Source organism: Amycolatopsis umgeniensis (assembly GCF_014205155.1).
GTDB lineage: Bacteria > Actinomycetota > Actinomycetes > Mycobacteriales > Pseudonocardiaceae > Amycolatopsis > Amycolatopsis umgeniensis.
This window is the reverse complement of the sequence record NZ_JACHMX010000001.1, coordinates 5,534,904-5,552,249: the sequence shown is the minus strand read 5'-3', so window position 1 is coordinate 5,552,249 and position 17,346 is coordinate 5,534,904. Positions and strand designations below refer to the sequence as shown.

Below are 17,346 nucleotides of genomic sequence, written 5' to 3'. Positions count from 1 at the left end.
CCGCGCCTGTGTTCGCAAGTCCGTGAAGGCCTCCTTGAGGGACCCTGGGGCCCTCAAGGAGGCCTTCACGGACTTCGGAACAGTAGGTGCCCAAGACACCTTTGACTCTGACCCGAAACGCCGCGCGGCCCGCCCACCCATGCAATGAATGGCCCGTTACTTGCAAATTTTGCAAGTAACGGGCCATTCATAGCGTCCCCCCGCGCGCCTGGCGACCTACATGTGCACCGCGACCGGCGCGGCCTCCGAAGCGCCCTCCGGCGCCTTCGCCGGAGCACCGGACCGCAGCAGCAGCCCGCAGATCACCGCACCGATCACGAAGATCCACCCGCCCCACACGAAAGCGGTCGTGTAACTGTGCACGGCCGCTTCGGCCGCGAGTTGCGGCGTCGGCGTCTTGCCGACCAGGAAGGACGTCGCTGCGTTACCGGCCAGCGTGCTCAGCAGCGCTGTCCCGATCGAGCCGCCGACCTGCTGCGCGGTGTTGACCGCTGCGGACGCGACACCGGCGTCGTGCGTGTCGACGCCGAAGGTCGCGACGCTCATCGCGGGCGCCATGGCGAGGCCGATACCGACGCCCATGATCATCAGCGGGAACAGCACGCCGTTGGAGTACGTGCTGGTGGTGTCGATGGCCGAGAGCCAGAACAGGCCCGCCCCGGCGATCAGCATTCCCAGTGACACCAACGGTTTCGCGCCGAACTTCGGCAACAGCACGGCCGTCGCCGACGTCGCGCTGGCCATCAGGGTGGCCACCATCGGCAGGAACGCGACCCCGCTCTGCACCGGCGTGAACCCGAGGTTCAGCTGGATGTAGAAGGTGAGGAACAGGAAGATCGAGAACATCCCGATGGCGAGCAGGAACATCGCGAGGTACGAGCCGCCGCGATCCCGGTCGAGCAGGACGCGCAGCGGCAGGAGCGGATGTTCGGCCCGCTGCTGGATCACCACGAACGCGGCGAGCAGCACGACGCCGGCGGCGAGGAAACCCCACACCGAGATCGAGGACCACGAGTCGCGCTCGGCGTTCGCGAAGCCGTAGACCAGCGCGAAGAGTCCGGCCGAAGCGGTGATCGTGCCCGGGATGTCGAGCTTCGGGCGCGGGCCGTCGGTCTCGGAGTTCTTCAGCAGCACGAACGAACCGGCGAACGCGATCACCGCGAAGATGATGTTGACGTACATCGACCAGCGCCAGTCGAGGTACTCGGTCAGCACGCCGCCGAGCAGCAGGCCGATCGCCGCCCCGCCACCGCCGATCGCGCCGAAGACACCGAAGGCCTTACCGCGTTCCTTCGGGTCGGTGAAGGTCGTGGTCAGCAGCGAGAGAGCCGCCGGAGCGAGAAGGGCGCCGAAGACACCCTGTGCGGCGCGAGCGATGAGAAGCATCTCGATGCTGCCGGCGGCGCCACCGATCGCCGACACGATGGCGAAACCGGCGAGCCCGACCAGGAACGCGCGTTTGCGGCCGAAGAGGTCCGCGAGCCGACCGCCCAGCAGGAGCAGGCTGCCGAACGCGAGCGCGTACGCGGTGACGACCCACTGACGGGCGTCGTTCGAGAAGCCGAGGTCTTGCTGCGCGGACGGGAGCGCGATGTTCACGACGGTGGCGTCGAGCACCACCATCAACTGGGCGAGGCCGATCATCACCAGGATCAGCCATCTCCTGGCGTGGTGCGGGTTGGCGTGCTGTGTGGCGCCGGCCCCCGACGGCGTGGCGACAGCGGTGGATGACTCAGGCATACGGGCGGTTTCCTCACCGATAGTGACGAAGAAGCTATGTGGAGTAGGTATCTCCCCTTTCGTCGCCAAGGTACCCGAAAAGCGGAGAGGCGTCCTCTACTTCGTTTGTTAAGCTGGACGAATGGCTCGGGACCTCGCTCCCGCCGCACCGGCGCGGCCGCTGCGGCGCGACGCTGAACTCAATCGGCAGCGCATCATCGCGGCGGCACGCGATGTCTTCGGCGAGCGCGGGCTCGAAGCGACGCTCGACGACGTCGCGCATCACGCCGGCGTCGGCGTCGGCACCGTCTATCGCCGCTTCCCGAGTAAGGAACACCTGGTCGAGGCCATGTTCGTCGACCAGTTCGAGACGATCCGGCAGTTCGCCGAAGAGGCGCTTCGCGCCGAAGACCCATGGAAAGGCTTCACCGACTTCACCTGGCGCGCGGCCGAACTGCACGCCGGTGACCGCGGGTTACGCGAAGTCATGCTGTCGAACGTCTTCGGTCAGGAGCGCGTCGCCGAGGCGAAAGCCCGCATGGTGCCGTTGATCACACAGCTCGTCGAACGGGCTCAGTCGGCGGGCGTCCTCCGCGCCGACATCGTGCCGACGGACATGCCCCTGCTGCACCAGATGATCGGTTCGGTCATCGAGTTCACGCACGGTATCCAGCCGGACCTGTGGCGCCGCTGTCTCGCGCTGCTCCTGGACGGCCTGCGCGCCGAACCCGGCCGCGCCACCCCGCTGCCGCATCCGCCACTGGACTTCGAGGCGCTGGACGAAGTCATGTGCTCCTTCAGGCTCCCGAAGCTACGTTGACCCGCGTTTAGTCCTCTGCATGCGATCCCGCCCCGCCGCCAAGGCCGATCTCGCGTGCTTGGAGGCGGAACTCACGTGATCAGACCCGGAACTCGCGTGTCCCGGGCTCAGTCACGCGAGTTACGGCCCTGGTCACGCGAGTCCCGGGGTTGGTCACGCGAGTCCCGGGGTTGGTGACGTGACGGGGTACCGCGTTCAGTCCTCTGGATGCGGGTCAAGGGAGCTTCGGGAACACCGCCACCGCGACCTCCCGGGCCGCCGCGCACGTGGCGTCCCCCTCCGCGCCGTCGATGCCGACCACGGAGAGCATCGCCTGCTCGACCCGCTCCGGGGTGCCCGGGATCGGCCGGCGCGTGGTCACCTGGCAGAACGCGCCCGACGTGGTGACCTCGGCCTGCCGCCCGCCCAGCGCCTCCGTCGCGCCCGGCGTGGTGTCCGCCCCCACCGACAGCGTGAAGCTGACCTTGCCGCGGATGCAGTTGTGCCCGGAAAGCGCCGGGGCCGGTTTGGTCTCGGCACCGGCGGCCGCGTCGAGTTCGTGCCGGTCGAGCAGCGCGCACGGGGCGACTCGCCCCCATGAGCGCTGGTCGAGGTTCAGTCTCCCGACCTTCTGCCCGGTGATCGCCGCGGCCGCGCCGCCGACCGTCGTGTCGGCGATCCGGCACCGGACGGCCTGGTCGGCCGGGGTTTCGTTGTCCGAGGTCACCACGATGGGCAGCCGGATCCCGTCGGCGAAGGTCAGCAGCCGGGTGCAGGCGGTGCTCTCGTTGAACGTCGACTGCTGGACGCTGATGCCCTCCGGAAGCGGCCCGCCGTAGTCGTAGGGCTGATTGTTCGGATCCTGCCCGGAATCGATCGGTCCGGTGGTCACGGTGTAGCGGTTGGCACCCTCGACGAATTCGAGACGGCAGAAATCGAAAGAGGTCAGAGGCGGTTTGACCGCGTTTCCGCCGCCGACCACCTTCGCCTTGTCGACAAGACTGCAGTAGTCGAGGGACGCGTAGTCCCCGAGCGCCTCCGCGGCGGTCAGGGCCTCGTCGCGGGCCGTGGTCGGCGACGGCGTCACCGCCGGTTCCGGCGCGGCACAGGCCGCGGCGAGGAACAGGCCACCGAGGACTGCGATCAGACTCTTCGGGCGCACCGGAGCAGTATCGTCAAAAGAGCCGGGAACACCACCCCTTACGGGCGAAGAACACAGGGCAGGCCGGGTTTTCGCAGGTGGTCACCTCACGGCGATTTCACGCCCTTAGGGGTCCGTTTCGTTCCGCGGTGGGATGCGGTCGCGGCGTCGCGCGACGAAAATGGGTTTCACACACCGCGACTACCGAGAGGGACGAACCCGTGAGCAACTCCGTGGCCACCCGACTGACCCGCCCGCGCCAGGGCCGCATGATCGGCGGCGTCTGCGCCGGTATCGCCAAACGGTTCGGCACCACGCCGGGCAAGGTCCGCCTGCTGGCCGTGCTCTCGTGCCTGCTGCCGGGCCCGCAGTTCATCGTCTACCTCGTGCTGTGGCTCGCCCTGCCCGAGAGCGAGTACTGATCCCCGGGCAGGACGAGTCCGGATCACTCCGTGTAGGTCAGGTTCTTGCCGCTGGCCCCGTCGAACAGCTTGATCTTGTCCGCGTCGAACCAGAGTTCCACGTTCTGGTTTTCCGCGGCCGAGGACGCCGCCGAGAGCCGGGCCACGATCTGTGACTCCGAGCCCGGGACGTCCGAGGATCCGCTGTCGGCGGCGAGATCCGCGAGGTCGGACGACGACGCGGCCTCACCCTCGACCGAGAAGTGCGCGAACTTCTCGGAACCCATCGACTCGAGGACGTCCACGTGGGCGATGAACGTCGCGCCCTGACGGGCCGACGCGTCCACCAGAGCGGCGTCCTCGAAGTGCTCCGGCCGGATGCCGACGATGACCTCACGCGGCGCGTCGGCGGCCTCGACGAGTTGCCGCACCCGGTCGGTGAGCGGGATGTCGCCCAGCGCGCTGCGGGCGGTGCCGTTCTCCAGCGTCGCGGGCACGAAGTTCATCGACGGGCTGCCGATGAACCCGGCCACGAACAGGTTCGCCGGGTTGTCGTAGAGGAACTGCGGCGACCCGATCTGCTGCACGTAGCCCGCCCGGAGCACGACGACCCGGTCGCCGAGGGTCATCGCCTCGGTCTGGTCGTGCGTGACGTACAGCGTCGTCGTGCCCAGCTGCTTCTGGATCTTCGACACCGAGGTCCGCATCTGGCCGCGGAGCTTCGCGTCCAAGTTGGACAGTGGCTCGTCCATCAGGAACGCCTTGGGGTTACGGACGATCGCGCGTCCCATCGCGACGCGCTGACGCTGCCCACCGGAGAGGTTCGCCGGTTTGCGGTCCAGATGCCCGGTCAGATCGAGGATCTGCGCCGCCTCCTCGACCTTCGCCCGCACCGTCCGGTCGTCGACCTTGGCCAGCCGCAACGGGAACGCCATGTTCTCCCGGACACTCATGTGCGGGTACAGGGCGTAGGACTGGAACACCATCGCGATATCGCGGTCCTTCGGTGCCTTCTCGTTGACGCGCTTGCCGTCGATGCGCAGTTCGCCGGAGGAGATGTCCTCCAGGCCGGCGACCATGTTCAGCGTCGTGGACTTGCCGCAGCCGGACGGGCCGACCAGGATGATGAACTCGCCGTCGGCGATGGTGATGTCCACTTCGGACACTGCGAGGGCGCCGTCGGGGTACTTCTTGGTGACTTTTTCGAGAACGATTTCAGCCATGGGTCAGCCCTTCACCGCACCGGACGTCAGCCCCGCCACGATGCGACGCTGGAAGAACAACACGAACAGGATGATCGGGACGGTGATCACCACGGCGGCCGCGGAGATCGTCCCTGTCGGGTCTTCGAACTGCGAGGACCCGGTGAAGAACGACAGCGCCGCCGGGACCGTGCGCGAGGCCTCTGTCGAGGTCAGCGAGATCGCGAACAGGAAGTCGTTCCAGCAGAAGATGAACACCAGGATCGCGGTGGTGAACACCCCCGGTGCCGCCAGGGGCGCGATCACCTTCCGGAACGCCTGCGCCGGGGTCGCGCCGTCCATCTTCGCCGCTTTTTCCAGCTCCCACGGGATTTCGCGGAAGAATGCGGAAAGCGTGTAGATCGACAGCGGCAGCGCGAACGTGATGTAGGGCAGGATGAGCCCCGGCCACGTGTCGAACAGCCCCAGCTCACGTTCGATGTTGAACAACGGCGTCACCAGCGAAACCTGCGGGAACATCGCGATCAGCAGTGACATCCCGACCAGCAGCTGCTTGCCGGGGAAGTCCAGCCGCGCGATCGCGTACGCCGCCATCGTGCCGAGGACGACCGCGATCACCGTCGCGATGATCGCGATGCCGATCGAGTTCACCAGTGCCCGGATGAACTCCGTGGTCTCGAAGATGTCCGCGTAGTTCTGCCACGTCCATTCCTGCGGGATGAAGTACCCGTCGTCCAAGGTCTCCTTGGTCTTGAACGAAAGGGACACCACCCACAGCACCGGGAACAGCGCGAAGATCAGGACCAGGATGTCGACGAGACCCCATTTGAGCTTGCGGCCGGACGTGACCGCTCCACCGATGGCCATCAGCGCTTACCCCCATTGTCGCTACCGGGCGCGGCCGTGCCGAACACCTTGATGAAGAGGAACGCGATGATCGCCACCGTGATGAAGATCAGCACCGCCATCGTCGAGCCGATCCCGAGGTTCAACCCCTTGACCAGGTTGTTGTAGGTCTGCATCGACACCGACGACGTGTCCTGCGCGCCGTTGGTGAGCACGAAGATGTTGTCGAAGATGCGGAAAGCGTCCAGGGTGCGGAACAGCAGCGCCACCAGGATCGCCGGTTTCATCACCGGCAGCATGACCTTGGTGAACCGTTGCCACGCCGTCGCGCCGTCCATCGCCGCGGCCTTCAGCAGGTCTTCCGGCACGAGTGCCAGCCCCGCCATCAGCAGCAGCGCCATGAACGGCGTGGTCTTCCACACCTCGGCCAGCACGATGATCGCCAGCGAAGACCCGTACTCGGTCAGCGGCGCGCTGTCCGGGAAGAACAGATTGGCCAGGTAGCCCGTGTCCGGCGTCCAGGCGTAGTACCAGGAGAACGCCGCGACCACCGTCACGATGCCGTACGGGATCAGGGCGACCGTCCGCACGAGGCCCCGTCCGACGAGCGTCCGGTGCATGATCAGCGCCAGGATCATGCCCAGGACGAACTCGATCACCACCGAGACGACGGTCAATCCCATCGTCGTCCCGAACGCCGTCCACCAGTAACCGTTGGTCAGCACCGAAACGTAGTTGTCGAGACCGACGAACTCCTGCTGCGCGGGGAACCGGAGGTCGTAGCGCTGCAACGAGAGCCAGATCGAGTAGACGATCGGATACCCGGTGACGGCGATCATCACGAACGCCGCCGGGGCGCACAGCCAGAGCCCCAGTCTGCGCTCGGCCTTCTTTCCTTCACTGAGAACGGGTTTCGCCTTCTTGCCCGGCTTGCTCTCGGTCGCCGAACCGGCGGTTTCCTGCACGGTCACGGGATCACTCCCTTCGACTGGAGCGCGTCGGCGAGCTGTTCTTTCAGCTTCTCCGCCGTCTTCTGCGGATCGATTTCGGAAGGCGGGGAAAGGATCTTCGACAGAACCGTCGAAGCGTTCTGGTACGCGGGCGTCAGCGGGCGCACCGCGGCGTCCTTGAGCGCGTCCAGGATCGTTTCCCGCATCGGGTACTTCGTGTCCATGCTCGGGTTGTCGTCACTCACGCCCGCCGTCGCGTCGAGGGGGACCGTGTCGGTGTAGAGCGATTCGAGTGTCGGCGGGACGCCGTCCTTGAGCGCGGAGAACTTCTGGTTCTTCTCGTTGCGCAGGCACAGCGCGACTTCATAGGCCTCGGCCTTGTGCTTCGAAGTCGAGCTGACGGCCAGGTTGTAGCCACCGATCGTGGTCTTGGCGGGTTTGCCCGCTTCGAACCGCGGATAGGTGGTCCACTTGAAGTGCTTGAGCTCGTCCTTCTTCTCCTTGGCGTAGGAGGCGTAGACGAACGGCCAGTTCAATTCGAAGGCGGCGTTGCCACGCTGGAAGGCCTGGCGGACCTCGTCCTCCTTCGAGTTGGTCAGCGACGGATCGGTGATCCCCGCCGTGGTGACCTTCTTGAGCATCTCCAGCGCCTTGATCGCGCCCGCGTCCATCACGACGGACTTGCCGTCGTCGGAGAGGATCTTGCCGCCCGCCGACTCGACGAGCGTGTTGTAGATGACGACGAGGCCTTCGTACTGGGCGCCGGTGAACACGACGTTCGCCGGTTTGCCCTGTGCCTTGAGCGCCTGGGCCTGCTGGATCATCTCGTCCCAGGTCTTCGGCGGATTCGGGGTCAGCCTGTCGTCGTACCAGAGCAGCTGGACGTTGGTGTTCTTGGTCGCCGCGTAGAGTTTTCCGTTCCACGTGGCGGTTTCGAGCGGGCCCGGCAGGACGCCCGCTGTCGCCTCGGCCTTCGCTTCACCCGTCCATTCGTCGGCCCAGCCCGCCTCGGCGAACTCCGAGACCCACGTGACGTCCAACCCCAGTACGTCGAGTGAATCGTCGCCGGCGGCCAGCCGTCGCACCATCTGTTCCCGCTGGCCGTCGGCCGGCCGCGGGAGCTTGTTGTAGACGACCTCGTATCGCCCGCCCGAGGCCTTGGTGCAATCGTCCACAACGGACTGGAAGTTGTCTTCGGGCGCGTAGTAGACGTTGATCTTGAGTCCGGCATCCGACCCACAGCCCGCCAGCAGGCCGACCGTCAGCGCTGTCGCGCCGAGTAGCGAGCCGGTGCGGCCTGGTGAGCGGCCCCTCCGGCTCGCGCTCATCCTCTTCCCCATGAGGCCTCCTCACCCGCGCACGCCTGGGGATACGGCGGCACTAGGACGCGTTGAAGAAGCCCGCGCGCCAGCACCCCGACGTGCTAGTGCTCGGGCGGACACGCTGGAGTACGCGACCGCCCGACTGGTGTTGTGCAACCTATTCCGGGCGATCTACGCCCGCAAGCAGTATCGGTAACGATTCAGCGGAGTGCACGACGAACAGGTGAACCAGTACCGCCGAATGTCATCGATGCGGCCGCAGCGCGAGCTGGGCGAGGAGCTCCCGGCCCTGTTCGGCCGAACGCGGCTGGCAGAGCACGTCGTAACGACCGGCGACCAGCTGGCTCGCGGAGGAGAAGTCGCGGCGGGACATGCTGTAGCTGATGGCCGCGAAGACCGTCCACGCCAGAATGCCGAGCAGGAGCCCCCCGATCATCGGCTGCCAGGCGAAACCCTGGTTGTTGAACATGCCCAGCAACAGCCCGATGATCAGGCCGAACCACGCGCCCGACACCGCTCCGGTGCCCAGCACGCGGCCCCAGCTCAGCCTGCCGAGGATGCGTTCGACGAGCATCAGGTCGACGCCGACGATGGTCACGTCGGCGACCCCGAATTCCTTCTCCGCGAGAAAGTCCACGGCGTGCTGCGCTTCGCCGTACGTCGCGTAGGAGCCGATCGGCCAGCCGGAAGGCGGTGTCGGCAGCCTGGGCAACCCACCCGCGGCCCGGCCGCCTCCGCCAAAGGGAGCACTCACGTAATCACCTCTCGCCCGTCCCGGTCCATCTTCTCAAGGACGGGCGAAAGGCGCGAACGTTCAGGAGCGTGACTTGTACTCGCGGAGCAGTCCTCGGCTGATGATGGTCTTCTGGATCTCGCTGGTGCCCTCGCCGATGAGCAGGAACGGCGCCTCGCGCATGAGACGCTCGATCTCGTACTCCTTCGAGTAGCCGTAGCCGCCGTGGATGCGGAACGAGTCCTGGGTGACCTCGGCGCAGTACTCGCTCGCGATCAGCTTCGCCATGCCGGCCTCGACGTCGTTGCGCTCGCCGGAGTCCTTGAGCCGGGCGGCGTTGACCATCATCAGGTGCGCGGCCTCGACCTTGGTGGCCATCTCGGCGAGTTTGAACGCGATCGCCTGGTGCTCGGCGATCGCCTTGCCGAAGGTCTTGCGCTGCTGGGCGTACTCCACCGCGAGCTCGAAAGCGCGGATCGCGATGCCGCAGGCGCGCGCGGCGACGTTGACGCGGCCGACCTCGACACCGTCCATCATGTACGCGAAGCCCTTGCCCGGCGCCTCGCCGAGGACCTTGTCCGCGCCGATCTCGTAGCCGTCGAAAACGGCCTCGGTGGTGTCGACGCCCTTATAGCCCATCTTGTCGATCTTGCCGGGGATGGTGAGACCGGGAGCGACCTCGCCGAAGCCCTCGGGCTTCTCGACCAGGAACGTGGTCAGGTTCTGGTGGGCCTTCTCGGCCCCCTCGTCGGTTTTGACGAGCAGCGCGATCAGGTTGGAGCTGCCGCCGTTGGTCAGCCACATCTTCGCGCCGTCGATGACGTAACCGTCGTCGGTCTTGCGGGCGCGGGTCTTGATCGCGGCGACGTCGGAACCGAGATCCGGCTCGGACATCGAGAACGAGCCGCGGACCTCACCGGTGGCCATCCGGGGCAGGAAGTGCTGCTTCTGCTCCGGCGTCCCGTGGCGGGAGATCATGTGCGCCACGATGAAATGCGTGTTGATGACGCCGGAAACGCTCATCCAGCCGCGCGCGATCTCCTCGACCACGAGCGCGTAGGCCAGGAGCGACTCGCCGAGGCCGCCGTACTCCTCCGGGATGGTGAGCCCGAACAGGCCCATCTCCTTCATCCCCTCGACGATGTCGGCGGGATAGGTGTCGGAGTGCTCGAGCTCCTGCGCGCGCGGGATGACCTCCTTGTCCACGAACTGGCGGACCGTGGCGAGGATTTCGGACTGCACGTCGGTCAAGCCGGCGGTCTGGGCGAGGCGAGCCATCGCTGCTCCCTAAATTCGCGGGCACCGGGCTCCCGGCGCTGGGTTACCGGTGAGTATGACGCCTGTCCGGGGACCTCGCTATGAGCGCAGTCACGCGTACGCCATCCGTGGCCATGGCTCTACAGTGACTGGCCGATCACAGTCCGGGGGTACGAAGGGCATCCTGTACGCCATCGCGATCCCGGTCGCGGTGAACACCGCCGCGAAACACGGGGCCTTTCGGTAGCGATACCGTCCTGAACCGACGAGGGGACCCCGCATGACGAATCCGCACGACCCGTACGGGCAGCAACAGCCTTCCGGGCAGTTCCAGCAGCCGTACGGTCTCCAGCCCTATCAGCCTCCGCAGCAGTTCTACGTCCAGCAGACCTACGTGCGACCGCCGGACCAGGGCATGGCGGTGGCGTCGCTGGTGTGCTCGCTGCTCGGGCTCATCATGTGCTTCCCGGCGATCCTGGGGATCATCTTCGGGCACATCGCGCTCGGGAAGGCCAAACGCGGCGAAGCGGGCGGTCAGGGCATGGCGCAGGCCGGGATGGTCGTCGGCTACGTCATCACCGCGCTGTGGCTGATCCCGGTCATCCTGTGGTTCGTTTTCGTGGTGTTCGCGGTCGGAGCCGCGGGCGTCTCGTGACCCGTGCCCGGATACGGTGGGGTCCCGCACGAACCAGGGGGCCAACGGGATGAGCAGTTCCGACTCGCAGGACACACCGTCGACGTCGTCCTACACCGACTCGAACACTTTCTCGGATCCGACGTCTTCGGCGTCCGAGCCGGTGTCGAGCCCGTCGCCGGCGGAACCGCAACAGTTCCAGCCGCCCGCGCCGTTCACGCCGCCTCCGCCGTTCGAGCCGCCGGCGCCGTTCGAGGTGCCTTCCGCTCCCGCCGCGCCGGAACCGGTCGCGCAGGCCATCGACCCGCTGACCGCCGAGCCCGTCCCGCCGTCCTTCGCGGCTCCGGACGCTTCGGCTCCTCCGGCGTACACGCCGATGCCTGTCTCTTACCCGCCGCAGCCGTACGTCCAGGCGTACAACCCATACGCGGCGGCGGCACCGCCCCGGTCACAGGACAACGGCATGGCGATCGCCGGGCTGGTGTGCTCGCTCGTCGGGATCTGCTCGTGCGTGACCGTGATCGTCGGGCTGATCCTGGGGCACATCGGGCTGGCGAAGGCGAACCGAGGTGAGGCGGGCGGGCGCGGCATGGCGCTCGCGGCGGTGATCATCGGCTACGTCGTGCTCGCGTTGTACGTCGGGTTTTTCGGGACATTGATCATTTTGGGCGTCAACGGCCAGCTTGAGTAGCCAGGGTTCGATACGGGTGATGCGAACGCCTGGGGCTTCGTCATGTATCCGATGCACCGCGACTCGCCTGCCGGAAGCAAGGGACCTTTGCTATCGCCCGAGGCCCTGGCCTGAGAAAGGGACGGGTCGGGGTGTCGCGAAAGCCACTTTCGGGACGTCTGATGTCCCGAAAGTGGCTTTCGCGACACCCCGAAGCAGCGGTGAGACTTGGGCCGGGGCGGATTCCGCGTGGCGATGTACCGACGTGTTGCGAAAGTGGCTTTCGCAACCTTTCACGAGCCCTGGTCCGCATCGTCTGGTTCACGAGGTGCAGGCGCCACCTGACCGTTGTTCTCAGGAGCCGGGTCCTTCTTGGGTGTGTTCGCGTCGAGGAAGCGCAGCAACTCCACCGGGAACGGCAGGACCAGCGTCGAGTTCTTCTCCGCCGACACCTGCACGACGGTCTCCAGCAACCGCAGTTGCAGCGCCGCCGGGGTGTCGGCCATGGTCGCGGCCGCCTGCGAAAGTTTGTACGACGCCTGCAGTTCCCCGTCGGCCGAGATGACCCGAGCCCGCCGTTCGCGTTCGGCTTCGGCTTGGCGTGACATCGAGCGCTTCATGGACTCCGGCAGCGCGACGTCCTTGATCTCGACCCGGTCGATGTGGATGCCCCAGTCCAGCGCCGGGCTGTCGATCATCAGCTCCAGGCCCTCGTTGAGCCGCTCACGGTTCGACAGCAGGTCGTCCAGATCGCTCTTGCCGATGATGGACCGCAACGAGGTCTGCGCGACCTGGCCGACGGCCGAGCGGTAGTCCTGCACGTTCACCGCGGCCAGCACCGGGTCGATCACCTTGAAGTACACGACCGCGTCCACCCGCACGGTGACGTTGTCGCGGGTGATGCCGTCCTGCGCGGGGATCGGCATCGTGACGATCTGCATGTTGACCTTCTGCAGCCTGTCCGCGAACGGCACCAGCATCGCGAGCCCCGGCTCCCGGATGGCCGGGCGCACCCGCCCGAACCGGAACACGAGACCGCGTTCGTACTGCTTCACCACGCGGAGGCCGACCGCGAGCCAAGCACCGCCCGCGACGGCGACCGCACTGAGAATCTCCACCACCATGGCTGCTCCCGGGGTTGTTCTCGCTGTTCACGGTACGCCCGGCGGGTCACGGGGGAAACACGGTGGACAGGCCTGCCAAGGTGGGTTCGTGACCGGTTTCAAGATCCCGCCCAAGTTCCTCGACCGCGCCGCCGACCTCGGCCCCGGAGCCGCCGAATGGCTCGACTCCCTCCCGTTCCTCGCCGAGAAGTACACCGCCAAATGGCAACTCCAGTACGACGGCGAGGCCATGCACGGCTTCGTCGGCGTCGCCCAGCCCGTGCGCCGCGCGGACGGCTCCCCCGCGATCCTCAAGCTCGGCTGGCCGCACGAGGAATCCGACGACGAACCCCTCGCACTGTCCACTTGGGCCGGTCAGGGCGCGGTCCTGCTGTACGACAACGTTCCTGAGGACGGCGTGCTGCTCCTGGAGCGCCTCGACGCCACTCGCTCGCTCGAAACGGAGCCGATCCAGATGGCCGTCGAGACGGTCGGCGCGATAGCGCGGCGGCTCGCCGTCCCCGCTCCCGAAGCACTGCAGCGGTCCCTGCGCGAGGAGGCCGCGGAGCTGGTCACCGAACTCCCGGAGACCTGGAGCGAACTGGGCGAGCCGTTCGACCGGAAGTACCTGGACGCCGCCGTGGAGATCTGCGCGGACCTCGGGCCCACGGCGGGCGAGCTGATGGTGAACGAGGACCTGCACTTCGAGAACGTCCTCGCCGGTGAACGCGAACCCTGGCTGGTGATCGACCCGAAGCCGCTTTCGGGTGACCTCGAGTTCGGCGCGATCTCGATCCTCTGGAACCGCGCGGACGAGTCCACAATGGACGACAAGATCAGGTGGTTCAGCGAGGCGGCCGGGGTGGACGCCGAACGCGCGCGGGCGTGGACGCTCGTGCGCGCGGTGGAGAACTGGACCTGGCTGTACGAAGACCTCGCCGAGGGCGCCTCGCCCGAAAGCATCGCCGAAGACCCGGCCTACGCCGCCGTCCCCGCCATCGCCGCCTGGGCATTGCGGTGATCACACGAATCGTCTCCCGCGCCGGGAGCGGATAACCTTCGGACATGGCCGCCGTCAACAGGGTATTCGCAGCTCAGCTGGCCGGTTTGCCGGTTTTCGGACCGGATGGTGAATCGATCGGCAAGGTGCGGGACCTGGTGGCGGGCCTCCGGCTCGATCAGCAGCCGCCGCGGATCCTGGGCATCGTGGTCGAGCTGACGACGAGGCGCCGCGTGTTCGTGCCGATGTTGCGCGTGACCTCCATCGAGCCCAGCGCGGTCACGCTCGCCACCGGTTCGGTCAACATGCGGCGCTTCCATCAGCGCCCCAACGAGGTGCTGGTGGTCGGGCAACTGTTCGACGCGTACGCCACGCTCACGGGATCGGATACCCGGGTCACCGTCGTCGACGCCGGTATGGAGCCGACGAGGACGCGGGACTGGGTGCTCGCGAAACTCGCCATCCGCGAGCGGTCGAGCAGGCTCGGCCTCGGCAGGCGCCGAGCGCCGATGCAGGTGCTGCCGTGGTCGGAGGTGTCCGGGCTCGGGCTCACCGACCTGACCGGCCAGACCCAGGGCGCGGCGCAGCTGCTGATGCTGTTCGACACCATGCGCGCGGCCGACGTCGCCGCCACGGTCCGCGACCTGCCGTTGAAGCGGCGCCACGAGGTCGCCGACGCGATGGACGACGAGCACCTCGCCGACGTCATCGAGGAGCTTCCCGAGGACGACCAGAAGGAGCTGCTGTCCTACCTCGCCGAGGAACGGGCCGCCGACATCCTCGAGGCGATGAACCCCGACGACGCCGCCGACCTGCTGGCCGAACTCGCGCCCGCCGAACAGAGCCGCTTCCTGGAGCTGATGGAACCCGAGGAGTCGGCGCCGGTGAAGCGGCTGCTGAAGTACTCCTCGGACACCGCGGGCGGGCTGATGACGCCCGAGCCGGTGGTGCTGACACCGGACGCCACCGTCGCGGAGGCGCTCGCGCACATCCGCAACGCCGACCTCCCGGTGGCGCTGGCGAGCATGGTGTTCGTCTGCCGTCCGCCGACGGAAACGCCGACGGGACGCTTCGTCGGCGTCGTCCACTTCCAGCGGCTGCTGCGCGAACCGCCCGCGGAGATGGTGGCGAGCGCCGTCGACACGCAGTTGCCCGCGCTGCGGCCGAACGCCACGTTGTCCGAGGTCACCCGCTACTTCGCCGCCTACAACCTCACCTGCGGGCCGGTGGTGGACGCCGAGGACCACCTGCTCGGCGCTGTCACCGTCGACGACGTGCTCGACCATCTCCTCCCGGAAGACTGGCGCGAGACCGGGCTGCACGACATCACCGGCGACATCACCATCGACACAGAGGAGGCCGAGCGTGCCTGAACTGACTTCCGGACGGCGGCTCGACCAGCCCCGCCGCCAAGGCCGGTTCAGGCTGAACATCGATCCGGACGCCTTCGGCAGGCTCACCGAGCGGGTCGCGCGGTTCCTCGGCACCGGCAAGTACCTGTTCTGGCAGACGCTGATCGTCATCGTCTGGATCGTGCTGAACCTGGTGGCGGTCTCCTTGCGATGGGACCCGTACCCGTTCATCCTGCTGAACCTGGCCTTCTCGACACAGGCCGCCTACGCCGCGCCGCTCATCCTGCTGGCGCAGAACCGGCAGGACGACCGCGACAGCATCTCGCTGAAGGAAGACCGGAACCGGGCCGAGCAGACCAAGGCGGACACCGAATACCTCGCCAGGGAGCTCGCGTCGCTGCGGATCGCGGTCGGCGAGGTCGCCACGCGCGACTTCCTGCGGAGCGAACTCGACCGTCTCCGTGAGGATCTTGACGCCAAGCCGCGCAAGGGCAAACCCGACCGTGCCGCTACCGGTACGTAACATGGACGTGTGACCAGTACGCAGCAACTCCCCAGCGTCGACGATGTCCGCACCGCGCTGAAGGCCGTGTACGACCCGGAGATCAAGAAACCGATCACCGAACTCGGCATGGTCAAGGGCGTGGAGGTGGGCTCGGACGGTGTGGTCGTCGTCGGGATCTACCTGACGGTCGCCGGCTGCCCGTTGAAGGCGACGCTGACCAACGACACCACCGAAGCCGTCAAGAAGCTCCCCGGCGTCAGCGACGTCCGGGTCGAGCTCGACGTGATGAACGACGAGCAACGCACGGAACTGCGAAAATCCCTGCGCGGGGACGCCACGGAACCGGTGATCCCGTTCGCGCAGCCGGGTTCGCTGACGCGGGTCTACTGCGTCGCGTCCGGTAAGGGCGGGGTCGGCAAATCCTCGGTGACGGTGAACCTCGCCGCGGCGATGGCCGAGCGCGGGCTCTCCGTCGGCGTGGTCGACGCGGACATCTACGGGCACTCGGTGCCGCGGATGCTCGGCACGCACGAGAAGCCGACCAAGGTCGACACCATGATCATGCCGCCGCAGGCGCACGGCGTGAAGGTCATCTCGATCGGCATGTTCACCCCGGGCAACACGCCCGTCGTGTGGCGTGGGCCGATGCTGCACCGCGCGCTGCAGCAGTTCCTCGCCGACGTCTTCTGGGGCGACCTCGACATCCTGCTGCTGGACCTGCCACCGGGCACCGGCGACATCGCGATCTCGGTGGCTCAGCTGATCCCGAACGCGGAGATCCTGGTCGTCACCACCCCGCAGCAGGCGGCCGCCGAAGTGGCCGAGCGCGCGGGCGCGATCGCGCTGCAGACGCGGCAGCGGGTCGCCGGGGTCATCGAGAACATGTCGTGGCTGGAAACGCCCGAGGGCGAGCGGATGGAGATCTTCGGCTCCGGCGGCGGGCAATCCGTCGCCGACTCGCTGTCGAAGTCGGTCGGCTCGACCGTGCCGCTGCTCGGGCAGATCCCGATGGACCCGCGCGTGGTCTCGCTCGGCGACGCGGGAACGCCGATCGTGCTGGCGGAGCCGGACGCGCCGGCGTCGCTCGTGCTCAAGGAGGCGGCGAAGAAGCTGACCGTCCGGGCGCGCGGGCTGGCCGGGATGATGCTGAACGTCACCCCCGCAGGCCGCTGACCTGCATTTAGTCCTCTGGATGCGGTACTTGCACGCGCAAGGATCGCATTCAGAGGACTAAACGCGTGGGTATCAGGTGGCGTCCGGGTCGACCGGAGGGCGCTCGCCCGGCTTCAGCGGCTCGGGCTGCGCGGCCGTCGCCGGATAGCCGTTGGGCTTCGAAGCGCCGTTGGAACCGCCGCCGTGGGAACCGTTGGTGCCGTTGACGTCCTTGAGCCCCAGCGGATCCGTGTCACCGTCGAACAGGTGCTGGGTGACGACCCGCTTCGGGTCGAAGTTCCGCAGGCCTCGCAGATCCTCCAGCGGCTTGCGCAGCTGGTCGAACTCCGGACCCATCTCCTCGCGCAGTTGCGTCTTGGCCCCGGTCGCGAAATCGCGGACCTTGCGGACGCTCTTCGCCAGCCAGGCCGCCGCTTCGGGCAGCCTTTCCGGACCGAGGATGAAAAGACCCGCGACGACGATGATGAGGATCTCTCCCCAGCCGACACTCTCGAACACCCGTGTGAACCTCCGCCTCGGCGTCTTCCCCGTTCAGGGTA

Annotated in this window: 18 protein-coding genes; 8 read left to right on the top strand and 10 right to left on the bottom strand. The window is 67.3% G+C overall.

Annotated elements, in window-relative coordinates; all coding sequences use genetic code 11:
• Window positions 1-216: 216 nt before the first annotated feature.
• Window positions 217-1,740 (bottom strand): MFS transporter, encoded by a 1,524-nt coding sequence (locus HDA45_RS26460; protein WP_184899701.1) that lies wholly within the window; start codon window positions 1,738-1,740, stop codon window positions 217-219.
• A gap of 121 nt (window positions 1,741-1,861) precedes the next feature.
• Between HDA45_RS26460 and HDA45_RS26455 the strand changes: the two genes are divergently transcribed.
• Window positions 1,862-2,539 (top strand): TetR/AcrR family transcriptional regulator, encoded by a 678-nt coding sequence (locus tag HDA45_RS26455; protein WP_184899699.1) that lies wholly within the window; start codon window positions 1,862-1,864, stop codon window positions 2,537-2,539.
• A gap of 214 nt (window positions 2,540-2,753) precedes the next feature.
• Here HDA45_RS26455 and HDA45_RS26450 read toward each other — a convergent pair whose 3' ends face one another.
• Window positions 2,754-3,680 carry a hypothetical protein gene (locus HDA45_RS26450; RefSeq protein ID WP_184899697.1) on the bottom strand — a complete coding sequence of 309 codons (927 nt, stop codon included), beginning with the start codon at window positions 3,678-3,680 and terminating at the stop codon, window positions 2,754-2,756.
• A gap of 200 nt (window positions 3,681-3,880) precedes the next feature.
• Between HDA45_RS26450 and HDA45_RS26445 the strand changes: the two genes are divergently transcribed.
• A complete protein-coding gene (locus tag HDA45_RS26445; protein ID WP_184899695.1) occupies window positions 3,881-4,081 on the top strand; it encodes a PspC domain-containing protein in 201 nt (66 codons plus the stop codon).
• 23 nt (window positions 4,082-4,104) lie between these two features.
• On the opposite strand, the gene HDA45_RS26440 is transcribed toward HDA45_RS26445, so the two are convergent.
• From HDA45_RS26440 to HDA45_RS26415, 6 genes are all read right to left on the bottom strand, one after another.
• Window positions 4,105-5,283, bottom strand: a complete 1,179-nt coding sequence (locus HDA45_RS26440; protein ID WP_184899693.1) for an ABC transporter ATP-binding protein — start codon at window positions 5,281-5,283, stop codon at window positions 4,105-4,107.
• Window positions 5,284-5,286: 3 nt separating this feature from the next.
• Entirely contained in the window at window positions 5,287-6,129 is an 843-nt protein-coding gene (locus tag HDA45_RS26435) for a carbohydrate ABC transporter permease (protein ID WP_184899691.1), read from the bottom strand.
• Complete coding sequence (locus HDA45_RS26430; protein ID WP_184899689.1) at window positions 6,129-7,079, bottom strand: ABC transporter permease subunit; 951 nt, start codon at window positions 7,077-7,079, stop codon at window positions 6,129-6,131. The genes HDA45_RS26435 and HDA45_RS26430 overlap by 1 nt, the downstream gene beginning before the upstream one ends.
• The gene (locus HDA45_RS26425; protein WP_184899687.1) at window positions 7,076-8,398 is read right to left on the bottom strand and encodes an ABC transporter substrate-binding protein; all 1,323 of its coding nucleotides are present in this window, start codon (window positions 8,396-8,398) and stop codon (window positions 7,076-7,078) included. Before HDA45_RS26425 ends, HDA45_RS26430 begins: the two co-directional genes overlap by 4 nt.
• 226 nt (window positions 8,399-8,624) lie before the next feature.
• Window positions 8,625-9,134 carry a general stress protein gene (locus HDA45_RS26420; RefSeq protein WP_184899685.1) on the bottom strand — a complete coding sequence of 170 codons (510 nt, stop codon included), beginning with the start codon at window positions 9,132-9,134 and terminating at the stop codon, window positions 8,625-8,627.
• A 60-nt stretch (window positions 9,135-9,194) separates the two neighbouring features.
• On the bottom strand, window positions 9,195-10,391 hold the full coding sequence (locus tag HDA45_RS26415) for an acyl-CoA dehydrogenase family protein (RefSeq protein ID WP_184899683.1): 1,197 nt from the start codon (window positions 10,389-10,391) through the stop codon (window positions 9,195-9,197).
• 259 nt (window positions 10,392-10,650) lie between these two features.
• On the opposite strand from HDA45_RS26415, the gene HDA45_RS26410 reads away from it, so the two are divergent.
• A complete protein-coding gene (locus tag HDA45_RS26410; protein WP_184899681.1) occupies window positions 10,651-11,025 on the top strand; it encodes a DUF4190 domain-containing protein in 375 nt (124 codons plus the stop codon).
• 49 nt (window positions 11,026-11,074) lie between these two features.
• Complete coding sequence (locus HDA45_RS26405) at window positions 11,075-11,695, top strand: DUF4190 domain-containing protein (RefSeq protein WP_184899679.1); 621 nt, start codon at window positions 11,075-11,077, stop codon at window positions 11,693-11,695.
• Window positions 11,696-11,967: 272 nt separating this feature from the next.
• Here HDA45_RS26405 and HDA45_RS26400 read toward each other — a convergent pair whose 3' ends face one another.
• Window positions 11,968-12,798: a slipin family protein gene (locus HDA45_RS26400; protein WP_184899677.1), complete on the bottom strand. Its 831-nt coding sequence runs from the start codon at window positions 12,796-12,798 to the stop codon at window positions 11,968-11,970.
• 88 nt (window positions 12,799-12,886) lie between these two features.
• On the opposite strand from HDA45_RS26400, the gene HDA45_RS26395 reads away from it, so the two are divergent.
• Genes HDA45_RS26395 through HDA45_RS26380 form a run of 4 tightly spaced genes read left to right on the top strand, consistent with a single transcriptional unit; the run spans window position 12,887 to window position 16,807 of the window.
• Window positions 12,887-13,798: an aminoglycoside phosphotransferase family protein gene (locus HDA45_RS26395; protein WP_184899675.1), complete on the top strand. Its 912-nt coding sequence runs from the start codon at window positions 12,887-12,889 to the stop codon at window positions 13,796-13,798.
• Window positions 13,799-13,842: 44 nt separating this feature from the next.
• The gene (locus tag HDA45_RS26390; protein ID WP_184899674.1) at window positions 13,843-15,150 is read left to right on the top strand and encodes a magnesium transporter MgtE N-terminal domain-containing protein; all 1,308 of its coding nucleotides are present in this window, start codon (window positions 13,843-13,845) and stop codon (window positions 15,148-15,150) included.
• Complete coding sequence (locus HDA45_RS26385) at window positions 15,143-15,652, top strand: DUF1003 domain-containing protein (protein ID WP_184899672.1); 510 nt, start codon at window positions 15,143-15,145, stop codon at window positions 15,650-15,652. The genes HDA45_RS26390 and HDA45_RS26385 overlap by 8 nt, the downstream gene beginning before the upstream one ends.
• Window positions 15,653-15,661: 9 nt before the next feature.
• A complete protein-coding gene (locus HDA45_RS26380) occupies window positions 15,662-16,807 on the top strand; it encodes a P-loop NTPase (protein WP_184899670.1) in 1,146 nt (381 codons plus the stop codon).
• 72 nt (window positions 16,808-16,879) lie between these two features.
• On the opposite strand, the gene tatB is transcribed toward HDA45_RS26380, so the two are convergent.
• On the bottom strand, window positions 16,880-17,305 hold the full coding sequence (tatB, locus tag HDA45_RS26375) for a Sec-independent protein translocase protein TatB (RefSeq protein WP_184899667.1): 426 nt from the start codon (window positions 17,303-17,305) through the stop codon (window positions 16,880-16,882).
• Between the last annotated feature and the right edge of the window lie 41 nt (window positions 17,306-17,346).

What these genes read in the sequence shown, in the direction of transcription:
- HDA45_RS26410 (WP_184899681.1), top strand. Translation starts at nt 10,651, where the DNA reads ATGACGAATCCGCACGACCCGTACGGGCAGCAACAGCCTTCCGGGCAG.
- HDA45_RS26460 (WP_184899701.1), bottom strand. Translation starts at nt 1,740, where the DNA reads ATGCCTGAGTCATCCACCGCTGTCGCCACGCCGTCGGGGGCCGGCGCC.
- HDA45_RS26405 (WP_184899679.1), top strand. Translation starts at nt 11,075, where the DNA reads ATGAGCAGTTCCGACTCGCAGGACACACCGTCGACGTCGTCCTACACC.
- HDA45_RS26440 (WP_184899693.1), bottom strand. Translation starts at nt 5,283, where the DNA reads ATGGCTGAAATCGTTCTCGAAAAAGTCACCAAGAAGTACCCCGACGGC.
- HDA45_RS26415 (WP_184899683.1), bottom strand. Translation starts at nt 10,391, where the DNA reads ATGGCTCGCCTCGCCCAGACCGCCGGCTTGACCGACGTGCAGTCCGAA.
- HDA45_RS26400 (WP_184899677.1), bottom strand. Translation starts at nt 12,798, where the DNA reads ATGGTGGTGGAGATTCTCAGTGCGGTCGCCGTCGCGGGCGGTGCTTGG.
- HDA45_RS26455 (WP_184899699.1), top strand. Translation starts at nt 1,862, where the DNA reads ATGGCTCGGGACCTCGCTCCCGCCGCACCGGCGCGGCCGCTGCGGCGC.
- HDA45_RS26390 (WP_184899674.1), top strand. Translation starts at nt 13,843, where the DNA reads ATGGCCGCCGTCAACAGGGTATTCGCAGCTCAGCTGGCCGGTTTGCCG.
- HDA45_RS26435 (WP_184899691.1), bottom strand. Translation starts at nt 6,129, where the DNA reads ATGGCCATCGGTGGAGCGGTCACGTCCGGCCGCAAGCTCAAATGGGGT.
- HDA45_RS26425 (WP_184899687.1), bottom strand. Translation starts at nt 8,398, where the DNA reads ATGGGGAAGAGGATGAGCGCGAGCCGGAGGGGCCGCTCACCAGGCCGC.